Genomic DNA, 10,769 nt, shown 5'->3' on the forward strand with positions numbered 1-10,769 from the left:
TCGCAAAGTCTGCCGCTGGCGCCTATAAAGGGGAATGACCGAATATTTCCTCGACAGCGCCACCGCGCCCAGCGCGCGCAGCAACGCCATCCGCCTGCACGACGAAAGCGGCTTTGCCGGCATGCGCGCGGCCGGCCGGCTGGCGGCGCAAACGCTCGACATGATCGCGCCGCATGTGGTGCCGGGGGTGACGACCGCCGCGCTCGACGAGATGGTCCGCCGCTTCATGGTGGAACATGGCGGGGTGCCGGCGACGATCGGCTATCGCGGCTATACGCACAGCTGCTGCATTTCGATCAACCATGTCGTCTGCCACGGCATTCCGGGCGACAAGACGCTGAAATCGGGCGACATCGTCAATATCGACGTGACCCCCATCGTCGATGGCTGGCACGGCGACACCAGCCGGATGTTCCTGGTCGGCGATGTGCCGCTGAAGGCGCGCCGGCTGGTCGAGGTGACCTATGAATGCCTGATGCTGGGCATCGAACAGGCGCGGCCGGGCAACCGGCTGGGCGATGTGGCGCATGCCATTCAGAGCCATGCCGAGCGCCACCGCTATGGCGTGGTGCGCGATTTCTGCGGGCATGGCGTCGGCCGCTTGTTTCATGATGCGCCGGAAGTGGTGCATGTCGGCCGCCCCGGCACCGGGCCGGAACTGCGCCCGGGCATGTTCTTCACCATCGAGCCGATGATCAATATCGGCCGGCCCGAGGTGAAGCTGCTGGAAGATGGCTGGACGGCGGTGACGCGCGACCGATCGCTATCTGCCCAGTTCGAACATTCGATCGGCATTACCGAGACGGGCTGCGAGATTTTCACCGCCAGCCCGGCCGGGCTGCACAAGCCGCCTTACGACTGACGTCCGGCGCGGAGCAGACTGGCGAGCAGGTCGACTGCGCGGTCAATGTCCGCATCGGTCGTCCGCCACGAACACACGCTGAGCCGCGCGGCGGGCGCGCCCTGCCAGATCGTCGGGCCGAACCAGATTTCGCCCGAAGCCTCTGCCGCGCGGCGCACCTGTTCGGTCTCCGCCGGGGAAGCGGCACGGATCAGCACCTGGTTGAGCACCACGTCGTTCAATATCTCGAACCCGGCTGCCGCCAGCCCTTCAGCCAGCCGCTTTGCCTGGGCGCGGTGGCGGTCGACCATCGCCGCCACGCCCTCGCGCCCCAGCGAGCGCACCGCCGCCCAGATCGCCACCCCGCGCGCACGGCGGGAGAATTCAAGCGTCAGGTTCTTCTGCGCGTCGGGCTCAGCAGTGGCATAGGCGGCATCGCTGTTCATCGCGGCGGCAAGCGCGCCCGGGTCGCGGCAGATGCCCATCGCCCCGTCATAGGGGGTGTTCAGCCATTTGTGCCCGTCGGTGGTCCAGCTGTCGGCCAGCTCCACGCCTTCGGTCAGCGGGCGCGAGGCGGCGGCGGCGCGCGCCCAGAGCCCGAACGCGCCATCGACATGCACCCATGCGCCCGCCGCTCGGGCAACGGGCAGGATGGTGGCAAAGGGATCGAACGACCCGGTGTTCACCTCGCCTGCCTGCAGGCACAGGATGGTGCGGTCATCGAGCATCGGCAGCCGCGCCGGATCGACCCGGCCGAGACCGTCGACCGGCGCCACGACCACCCGCTCAAGTCCGAAGCCGAGCAGGCGCAGCGCCTTCTTGACCGTGATATGTGCGGTTTCGCTGATCACCACGCGCAGCGGCGGCGCGCCGTCGAGCCCGTGCGCGTCGAAATTCCAGCCCAGCCGGGCGAGCAGGGTTCGCCGCGCGGCAGTGAGGCAGCCGATCGTGCACGCGCTGGCCGACGTGCCGAAGCCGACCGCGCTGTCGCGCGGCAGATCGAGGATGTCGGCGATCCAGCGCCCGGCGACACGCTCGATCGCGGCCGCGCTGGGCGCACCGACGGCGGAGGCGGCGCTCTGGTCCCAGGCCAGCACCAGCCGCTCGGCAGCGGCCGCCACCGGCAGGCTCGCGCCCTTCACAAAGCCGAAATAGCGCGGGCCGTTGGAGGCGACCGTCGCCGGCGAGCCGATCCGGTCGAGCAGCGCCAGCGTCGCTTCGGGCGGGGCGCCATGCGTGGGCAACGGCTCGTCAAAGCCGCCCAGCGCTGCCAATGCCTCCGCATCCGGAAAGGCGCGGCGGGTGGCGGCACCCGCCACATAGGCGCGGGCGCGGGCATCGGCATCGGCGAGCAGATCGAGTTCGGTCATGGCATGTCTCCCGACCCGGCTTATCCCCCCGCCACCGGCCGGGCGCCAACGATATGAGATTGCCGGGGTTGTGATGTTTTGTCACAATGGTGGCGTGACCATCCCCTCCCTGCAAAGCCTGCGCGCGCTGGAGGCGGCGGTGCGGCTGGAAAGCTACAGCGCCGCCGCGCGCGAACTGGGGCTGACCCACAGCGCGATCAGCCACCGCGTGCGCGAGCTGGAAGCCCGGCTGGGCGTGCGGCTGTTCGAGCGGCAGGGGCAGCGGATGATCCCGAGCGCGCGCGCCCGTGCACTGGCCGAGCCGGTGGCGCAGGCGCTCGCGCTGCTGGCGGAGACGTTCCCGGCCGCGCAGCCCGCGCGCCAGCCGCTGCGGGTGAGCGTGCTCCCCTCCTTCGCGCATCGCTGGCTGGTGCCCCGGCTGCCGGCGTTCCGGGCAGCGCATCCCGGAATCGACCTTCAGCTCGACGCGCGGCTCGAGCTTGCCGCGCCGGGCCAGCGGGGGATCGACGCCGGGCTGCGCTATGGCGGCGGCGCGTGGCCCGGGCTGGTCGCGACGCGGCTGGCGGGCGAGCGGCTGTTCCCGGTCTGGGCGCCGGCCTATGCCGAGCGGCTGGGCCTTGCCACTCCCGCCGATCTCGCGCGGGCGACGCTGCTGCGCCACCTGCGCCAGCATTGGCAGCCGTGGTTCGCGGCCGCCGGCGTGGCGCTTGCCGAACCGCGCAACGGCCCGATGTACGAAGATGCCGGGCTGCTGCTGGAGGCGGCCGCGGCCGGCGAAGGCGTGGCGCTGGCCCGCGGGCTGCTGGTCGCGCGCGATCTGGCGGCGGGGCGACTCGTCGCCCCCTTCGCCATCGCGGTAGACGACCAGAGCGCCTATTATCTGGTCCGCCCCGCCGCCCCGCGCCGCGCCAACGCCGCCGCCGATATGCTGGCCGGCTGGATCAGGGCGACGCTGGCCGCCGAACAGGCGCCGCCGCCCTAGCCCGCCGCCAGCGGCCGGCCGCTGCGCAATCAACCCGTCGCGCGGCCCTTCCCGTATCTTGCGAAGCTTGTAAGATGGGGCATCAACGGGCGTCACGCCCGAGGGCGGGAACGAGTCTGGTGCGGAAAATCGAGGCGATCATCAAACCCTTCAAGCTCGACGAGGTGAAGGAGGCGCTGCACGAGGTTGGCGTGTCGGGCATCACGGTGACCGAGGCCAAGGGCTTTGGCCGGCAAAAGGGCCATACCGAGCTGTATCGCGGCGCCGAATATGTCGTCGACTTCCTGCCCAAGGTGAAGCTGGAAGTGGTGGTGGACGATGCGATGAGCGACCGGGTGGTGGAAGCCATTGCCCAGGCCGCGCACACCGGCCGCATCGGCGACGGCAAGATCTTCGTCATCGCGGTTGAGCAGGCGCTGCGCATCCGCACCGGCGAGCGGGACGAAAACGCGATTTGACGCGCCGCAGCATTTGTGTCCATTTTGAGTTTGTAATCCGCGCGGGCAGCGGTTGAATGGAAAGCGCTGCCCGCACCCAGCCACGCAACAAGGGGAACGCCACATGGCCAACGACGCCGCCGCCATCCTGAACATGATCAAGGACGAAGAGATTGAGTGGGTCGACCTGCGCTTCACCGATCCCAAGGGCAAGTGGCAGCACCTCACCATGGTGGCCAGCGTGGTGGGCGAGGATGAGCTGACCGACGGCTTCATGTTCGACGGTTCGTCGATTGCCGGGTGGAAAGCGATCAACGAAAGCGACATGATCCTGAAGCCCGATCTGGACGCGGTCTATATCGACCCGTTCAGCGCGACGCCGATGCTGATCCTGGTGTGCGACATTGTCGAGCCGGCCACCGGCGAGCTTTACGCCCGCGACCCGCGCTCCACCGCCAAGCGCGCCGAGGCGTATCTGAAGAACACCGGCATCGGCGACACCGTCTATGTCGGGCCGGAAGCCGAATTCTTCATCTTCGACGATGTCCAGTTCGAAACCAGCTATTCGACGAGCTTCTACAAGCTCGACGATATCGAACTGCCCACCAATAGCGGCCGCGACTATGAGGGCGGCAACCTGGCCCACCGGCCGCGCGCCAAGGGCGGCTATTTCCCCGTCGCGCCGGTCGATTCGGCGGTCGACATTCGCGGCGAGATGGTCTCGACCATGATCGAGATGGGCCTGCCCTGCGACAAGCACCACCATGAAGTGGCCGCCGCACAGCACGAGCTGGGGCTGACCTTCGGCACGCTGGTGCAGACGGCCGACCGGATGCAGGTGTACAAATACGTCGTCCATCAGGTCGCGCATGCCTATGGCAAGACCGCGACCTTCATGCCCAAGCCGATCAAGGAAGATAATGGCTCGGGCATGCACACCCATGTGTCGATCTGGAAGGACGGCAATCCGCTGTTCGCCGGCAATGGCTATGCCGGGCTGAGCGACCTGTGCCTGTTCTTCATCGGCGGCGTCATCAAGCACGCCAAGGCACTCAACGCCTTCACCAACCCGTCGACCAACAGCTACAAGCGGCTGGTGCCGGGTTATGAGGCGCCGGTGCTGCTCGCTTATTCGAGCCGCAACCGCTCGGCCTCGTGCCGCATTCCCTATGGCACTGGCGCCAAGGCCAAGCGGGTGGAATTCCGCTTCCCCGACGCGCTCGCCAATCCCTATCTTGCCTATGCCGCGATCCTGATGGCGGGGCTGGACGGCATCGCCAACCGCATCCACCCCGGCGAGCCGATGGACAAGAATCTCTATGACCTGCCGCCGGCGGAACTGGCCAATGTGCCGACGGTGTGCGGCAGCTTGCGCGAGGCGCTGGACAGCCTGGAAGCGGACATGGACTTCCTGCTGAAGGGCGATGTGTTCAGCAAGGACCAGATCGAGGCCTATATCGAGCTGAAGCGTGAAGACGTCGCCCGCTGGGAAATGACGCCGAGCCCGGTCGAGTTCGACATGTATTACAGCGGCTGATCGTCAGCCGCTGACCCGTATTTCTACGGGCGTCACCGCCGCCTTCGGGTGGCGGTTTTCTTTTGTCGTCCGTGGCTTGTATCGCAAACCCCAATATTGCGCCGCAATAACCGGTGCCAGACGCCCGCGCGATTAACCAATCGCCAAGGCGTTTCCGCCCATAGCCGCCTGCGGGAACATCCCTTCCCGTCGGGAACATCGCTAACCATGGTTACAGGCCAGGTCGTGGCACAGGCGCTGTTGGGCGCAGCGGCCATTACTATGATGTCCGTCGCGCCGCCCGCCAGCGGCACGATGCTCGCAGTGCCGCTGGGCGGCACGCCGGCGGCAGCGCTGCTGGGCGCGGACGTGCGCCTGCGCGGTGCCGGGCCGTGGCCGGGCACGCTGGTGATCGATGCCGGCAAGTCAGACATTTTCGCAACCGCCGCCCAGCGCGGCATCATTCTGCTCGGCGCCGATGCACGCGCCTGTTCGACGGAGGAAAAAGCCGGTGCTTAACGTCAGTCAATTGTCGCTTCAGACGATGCGGCAGATCGGCACGCGGGTGATGGTGGCGCTGATGGCGGCCGGAACGCTCGCCACGCTGGCGACCGGGCTGGTGCTGGGCGGCGCGCACACGCTGGCCGGCACGGCCATCTGTGCGGTGGCCATGGCCTTGCCGGTGTGGAACCTGGTGCAGGGCAAGTCAGACATGACGGCGCGGCTGACGCTGGGCATCGCCGCGCCGCTGGTACCGGCCGGCATGCTCTTCGCCATGGCCGGCCATCCCTGGCAGGCCGACATGCACATGCCCTTCTTCGCGGTGATCGCGGCGCTGGTCATCCTGTGCGACTGGCGCACGATTCTGGCCGCCACGCTGGTGACGGCAGTGCACCATCTGGCGACCAGCTTCATCGCGCCCGTCTTCGTCTTCGGGGGCGAGGCGAGCCTGGGCCGGGTGGTGCTGCACGCCGTGATCGTGCTGGTCGAGGCAGGCGTGCTGATGTGGACCGCAAACGCGCTGGTCGCCCTTCTCGCCACCTCGGCAAAGGCGCTGTCGGATGCCGAGCAGGCGCACCAGAAGGTGCTTGCCGGGCAGGAAACCCGTGCGCGGGTGATGGACGAGGTGCGCGCCGGTTTCGAACAGCTGGCAGGCGGCGACCTGACCGTGCGGCTCAACCGGGCGTTCGACGCCGAATATGAGCCGCTGCGCCACGACTTCAACGCGACCGCCAGCCAGCTGGAGGCGATGATGGGCCAGCTGGCAAGCGCGATTGCCAGCATCGCGGCGACCACCCACGAAATCACCTCGGCCGCCGACGACCTGTCGCGCCGGACCGAGCGCCAGGCGGCAACGCTGGAGGAAACCGCCGCCGCCGCCACCCAGTCGAGCGGGGCGGTGAAGAGCGTTGCCAGCCGCGCGGGCGAATCGGAAAAGCTGTTCAGCGAAGTCTTTGCCGAGGCAGAGGCCGGCGACGTGGTGGTGAACGACGCCCGCCGCGCGATGGAAGACATCAACAAATCGTCGCAGGCGATCAATTCGATCGTCGGGCTGATCGACGGCATCGCCTTCCAGACCACGCTCCTGGCGCTGAACGCCGGCGTCGAGGCGGCCCGGTCGGGCGAGGCAGGCCGCGGTTTTGCGGTGGTCGCGATCGAGGTGCGCAGCCTGGCTGAAAAGGCCGCCGCTGCCGCGGCCGAGATCAAGGGGCTGATCGCGACCAGCGCCAGCCAGATCGAAAACGGCGTCGCGCTGGTCGACAGGGCCGGGGCGACCGTGCGCCAGATCGTCAACCGCTTCGGCGATGTTCGCCATCTGGTCGGCGAGATTGCCCAGTCGACCGAGGCGCAGGCCGGCGCGCTCGACACCGTCAACGCCGCGATCCGCGAGATCGACAAGGTGACCCAGTCGAACGCGGCGATGGTGGAGGAATCGACCGCCGCCACCCGGTCGCTGGCCAGCGACGTGGCCGGGCTGACCGAGCTGACCCGCCAGTTCCGCTTCAGCGGCGCCGCCGATACTGGCCGCGCCAGCCGCCCGGCCTACGCCCGCGCCGCCTGACGCCACCCGCCCCGCTTCGGGCAGCATCAGCGCCTTGGGCGGCTTGCAGCGCCGGGTGGTATGGAGGCACAATGGCCGGCGATGGACCGTCGCCAGCTGATCACGGGCCTTGCCACCCTGCCGCTGATCGGCGCAGCCGCCCCCGCCGGCTATGCCGACGACGTGGCAATCGTGCGCGCGGCGATGGCACTGCATCCGGGCCTGTATCGCTATGCCAGCCCGCGCGCGGTAGCGGACGGGCTCGACCGGCTGGCCGCGACCTGGCCGGGGGCAAGCCAGGAAGCGCGCTATCTCGCACTGTCGCGCTTTCTGGCGACGCTGCGCTGCGGCCACAGCTATGCCAGCTTCTTCAACCAGAAGCGGCGGGTGGTGAGCGCGCTGTTCGACCGGCCGACGCGCCTGCCCTTCCACTTCCGCTGGCTGGACGGCCAGATGGTGGTGATTGCCGGGCTGGACAGCGGCCTGGCCCCCGGCACGCGCATCACCCGGGTGAACGGCGTGGCGAGCGACAGGCTCCTCGCCCAGCTGATGCCCTATACAAGGGCCGACGGGCATAATGACGGCAAGCGCCGCGCGCTGCTGGAAGTGCGCGGCGTCGACACGGTCGAGTTTTTCGACGTGTTTCAAGGCCTGCTGGCGCCGCCGCCGGGGGGTGAGCATCATGTCACCGGCGTCGCGCCGGACGGGCGCCCGGTCGACCAGCGGCTGCCCGCAATCGGGCTTGCCGCCCGCCGCGCCGCCATGCCCAAGGCGGCCGACGATGGCGACGGCGCGCGCTGGACCTGGGCAATGCGCGGCGACGTGGCGCTGCTCACCATGCCGGGCTGGGCGGTGTACAACAGCAAGTGGGACTGGCTGGGCTGGCTGAACGACCGGCTCGATTCGCTGGGCGGCGCGCGCGGGCTGGTGATCGACCTGCGCGACAATGAAGGCGGGCTGGATTGCGGCGACCCGATTCTCGCCCGGCTGGTGGAGCGCGACCTGCCGCCGCCGGGCTATGAACAGCGGCTGCGCTATCGCCGGACACCGGCCGAACTAGACCGTTACCTGGACACGTGGGATAACAGTTTCCGCACCATGGGCGTGGGCGGCGCGGCGCTGGCTGATGGATTTATCGCCCGGCCCGGCGGCAATGACGCCAGCACCATCCGCCCCGACGCCCGCCGGCTCAACCTGCCGGTGGCGACGCTGATTTCGCCGACCAACAGCTCGGCCGCGTTCCACTTCGCGCTCATGGGGCGCGCCAGTGGCAAGGTGCGGCTGTTCGGCGAGACGACGGGCGGCAACCGGCGCGGCATCAATGGCGGCGCCTTCTTCTTCGTGCGCCTGCCCGAAAGCGGGCTTGAGTTCGACCTGCCGCTGGTCGGCTATTTCGCCACCACGCCCCAGCCCGATGCCGGCGTCGCGCCCGATGTGCCGGTGGCGCTGACGGCGGCAGACATTGCCGCAGGCCGCGATCCCGTGCTCGACGCCGCGCTTGGCTGGATTGCGCGCGCCTGAGAGGCTGATTCGACATTCGCGAAAGAGCTGATTTTGAGGCGGCACCGGCCCGCTCCCCCACCCGGCCACCCACAAGAATATCCTGAATGGGTGGCCGGGTGGGGGAGCGGGCCGGTGCCGGACCATCCGAAACAGCGTTTCGGACAAGACACTGAGCCTTGCCGTTGCCCGCCGGGCTTGCCACACAGGGCGCAACCTTAGGAGAGCCCCATGCACGAGCTGCTGAACCATTATATCGACGGCGCCTGGACCCCGAGCGAGGGCGGCCGCCGCCACGAGGTGATCAACCCCGCCACCGAAGCGCCCTGCACCGCGATCACGCTGGGCAGCACCGCCGATGTCGACAAGGCCGTGGCCGCTGCGCGCCGCGCCTTTGACCGCTTCGCGCAAACGAGCGTCGCCGAGCGTGCCGCGCTGCTGGAGCGCATCATCGAGGTGTACAAGACCCGCATGCCCGACCTGGCGCGGGCCGTGAGCGAGGAAATGGGCGCGCCGATCGGCTTTGCGACGGCGGCACAGGTGCCGGCGGGGCTTGGTCATTTCGTCAACACCTTGAAAGCGCTGGTAGATTTCCCGTTCGAGGAGCGGCTGGGCCGGGCCAAGGTGGTGCATGAGCCGGTTGGCGTCATCGCCATGATCACGCCGTGGAACTGGCCGCTCAACCAGATCACCGCCAAGGTCGCGCCCGCGCTCGCCGCCGGCAATGCGATGATCCTGAAGCCCAGCGAAGAAGCGCCCAGCTGCGCGATGATTCTGGCCGAAATCCTGCACGAAGCAGGCGTGCCGGCAGGTGTCTTCAACCTGGTGAATGGCGACGGGCCCGGCGTGGGCGCGGCACTGTCGGCGCATCGCGGGGTCGACATGGTCAGCTTCACCGGCTCCACCCGCGCCGGCGTGGCCGTGGCACAGGCGGCCGCCGCCACCGTCAAGCGCGTGCATCAGGAACTGGGCGGCAAGGCGCCCAATCTGGTGCTGGAAGGGGCCGATCTGGCCGCCGTGCTGCCGCCCACCGTGTTCGGCGTGATCGCCAATAGCGGCCAGAGCTGCATCGCGCCGACGCGCCTGCTCGTCCACCGGTCGCAGACCGACGCCGCCACCGCGATCGTGAAGGGCATCATGGAAGCGACCCAGGCCGGCGACCCGGCCGAGATGGGCCAGCATATCGGCCCCGTCGTCAACAAGGCGCAGTTCGAGAAGATCCAGGGCCTCATCCAGTCGGCAATCGACGAGGGCGCAACGCTCGTTACCGGCGGCACCGGCCGGCCCGACGGGCGCAATGCCGGCTATTATGTGAAGCCGACCCTGTTCGCCGACGTGACCCCCGACATGCGCATCGCGCAGGAGGAAGTGTTCGGCCCCGTTGCCACCATCACCAGCTATGAAACGCTGGACGAGGCGGTCGCCATCGCCAACGACACGCCCTATGGCCTGTCGGCGACGATTTCGGGCGATCCGGCAGCGGCGGCGGGCGTGGCGCCCCGGCTGCGCGCTGGCCTCGTCACCATCAACAGCTGGAGCCCGGATGGCGCGGCGCCCTTTGGCGGCTACAAGCAGTCGGGCAACGGGCGCGAAAATGGCCGCTTTGGCTTGGCTGACTTCATGGAGGTAAAGACCATCGTCGGCGCGCCGGCCTGACCGGGCCGGGGGCGCCGCCATGGCCGTGATCGAGGTGCTGATGCCGGCCGCCGGCAGCAGCTATGGCGAGATGGCGGTAGAAGGGGTTGAGGCGTATCGCGCTGCCTTTGCCGCGCAGGGCCTGACGCTCGCCCCGCGCCGCTGGGATGCGCCGGCGGGGGGCGACGCGAAGGCGGCGCTCGCGATGTTTGCATGGGGCTATCATGCCGATCCGGCCGGCTGGGCGGCACCGCCGCCGGCTGGCCGGCGGCGGTGCCGCTGTTCAACCCGCCCGCGCTGATCGCGTGGAACATGCGCAAGACCTATCTGCAGGCGCTGGCCGCGGCCGGGGTGCCGGTGGTGCCCAGCTGGTTCGGCGATGCCGATGCGGACAGCATCGCCGCCGCGTTTGAGCGGTTCGGCACCGCCCAGCTGGTGGTGAAGCCG

10 protein-coding genes are annotated in these 10,769 nt (G+C 69.0%); 9 read left to right on the plus strand and 1 reads right to left on the minus strand.

Going from position 1 to position 10,769, the window contains the following annotated elements; genetic code table 11:
- Nucleotides 1-34: 34 nt before the first annotated feature.
- Nucleotides 35-862, plus strand: coding sequence for a type I methionyl aminopeptidase (gene map, locus K2Y03_RS12870; RefSeq protein ID WP_294091171.1), 828 nt, complete (start codon nt 35-37; stop codon nt 860-862).
- On the opposite strand, the gene K2Y03_RS12875 is transcribed toward map, so the two are convergent.
- Entirely contained in the window at nt 853-2,211 is a 1,359-nt protein-coding gene (locus tag K2Y03_RS12875; protein ID WP_294091173.1) for a pyridoxal-dependent decarboxylase, read from the minus strand. The genes map and K2Y03_RS12875 overlap by 10 nt on opposite strands.
- A gap of 94 nt (nt 2,212-2,305) precedes the next feature.
- Here K2Y03_RS12875 and K2Y03_RS12880 point away from each other — a divergent pair, with 94 nt between their 5' ends.
- The 8 genes from K2Y03_RS12880 (at nt 2,306) to K2Y03_RS12915 (ending at nt 10,623) form a co-directional block, all read left to right on the plus strand.
- Nucleotides 2,306-3,193, plus strand: coding sequence for a LysR substrate-binding domain-containing protein (locus tag K2Y03_RS12880; RefSeq protein WP_294091174.1), 888 nt, complete (start codon nt 2,306-2,308; stop codon nt 3,191-3,193).
- 119 nt (nt 3,194-3,312) lie between these two features.
- A complete protein-coding gene (locus K2Y03_RS12885) occupies nt 3,313-3,651 on the plus strand; it encodes a P-II family nitrogen regulator (protein ID WP_294091175.1) in 339 nt (112 codons plus the stop codon).
- Between the two features lie 103 nt (nt 3,652-3,754).
- Nucleotides 3,755-5,167, plus strand: coding sequence for a type I glutamate--ammonia ligase (gene glnA / locus K2Y03_RS12890; RefSeq protein ID WP_294091176.1), 1,413 nt, complete (start codon nt 3,755-3,757; stop codon nt 5,165-5,167).
- Nucleotides 5,168-5,374: 207 nt separating this feature from the next.
- Entirely contained in the window at nt 5,375-5,665 is a 291-nt protein-coding gene (locus tag K2Y03_RS12895; RefSeq protein WP_294091177.1) for a hypothetical protein, read from the plus strand.
- Nucleotides 5,658-7,208: a methyl-accepting chemotaxis protein gene (locus K2Y03_RS12900; protein WP_294091178.1), complete on the plus strand. Its 1,551-nt coding sequence runs from the start codon at nt 5,658-5,660 to the stop codon at nt 7,206-7,208. The genes K2Y03_RS12895 and K2Y03_RS12900 overlap by 8 nt, the downstream gene beginning before the upstream one ends.
- Nucleotides 7,209-7,289: 81 nt before the next feature.
- Complete coding sequence (locus K2Y03_RS12905) at nt 7,290-8,708, plus strand: S41 family peptidase (protein WP_294091179.1); 1,419 nt, start codon at nt 7,290-7,292, stop codon at nt 8,706-8,708.
- Between the two features lie 210 nt (nt 8,709-8,918).
- Nucleotides 8,919-10,343, plus strand: a complete 1,425-nt coding sequence (locus K2Y03_RS12910) for an aldehyde dehydrogenase family protein (protein ID WP_294091180.1) — start codon at nt 8,919-8,921, stop codon at nt 10,341-10,343.
- Between the two features lie 19 nt (nt 10,344-10,362).
- Nucleotides 10,363-10,623 (plus strand): hypothetical protein, encoded by a 261-nt coding sequence (locus tag K2Y03_RS12915; RefSeq protein ID WP_294091181.1) that lies wholly within the window; start codon nt 10,363-10,365, stop codon nt 10,621-10,623.
- Nucleotides 10,624-10,769 lie beyond the last annotated feature (146 nt).

The sequence above is a fragment of the Sphingomonas sp. genome (genome assembly GCF_019746015.1).
GTDB lineage: Bacteria > Pseudomonadota > Alphaproteobacteria > Sphingomonadales > Sphingomonadaceae > Sphingomonas.

Coding starts and splice junctions, on each gene's coding strand:
- map (WP_294091171.1), top strand. CDS start 35: ATGACCGAATATTTCCTCGACAGCGCCACCGCGCCCAGCGCGCGCAGC.
- K2Y03_RS12875 (WP_294091173.1), bottom strand. CDS start 2,211: ATGACCGAACTCGATCTGCTCGCCGATGCCGATGCCCGCGCCCGCGCC.
- glnA (WP_294091176.1), top strand. CDS start 3,755: ATGGCCAACGACGCCGCCGCCATCCTGAACATGATCAAGGACGAAGAG.
- K2Y03_RS12895 (WP_294091177.1), top strand. CDS start 5,375: ATGGTTACAGGCCAGGTCGTGGCACAGGCGCTGTTGGGCGCAGCGGCC.
- K2Y03_RS12905 (WP_294091179.1), top strand. CDS start 7,290: ATGGACCGTCGCCAGCTGATCACGGGCCTTGCCACCCTGCCGCTGATC.
- K2Y03_RS12910 (WP_294091180.1), top strand. CDS start 8,919: ATGCACGAGCTGCTGAACCATTATATCGACGGCGCCTGGACCCCGAGC.
- K2Y03_RS12915 (WP_294091181.1), top strand. CDS start 10,363: ATGGCCGTGATCGAGGTGCTGATGCCGGCCGCCGGCAGCAGCTATGGC.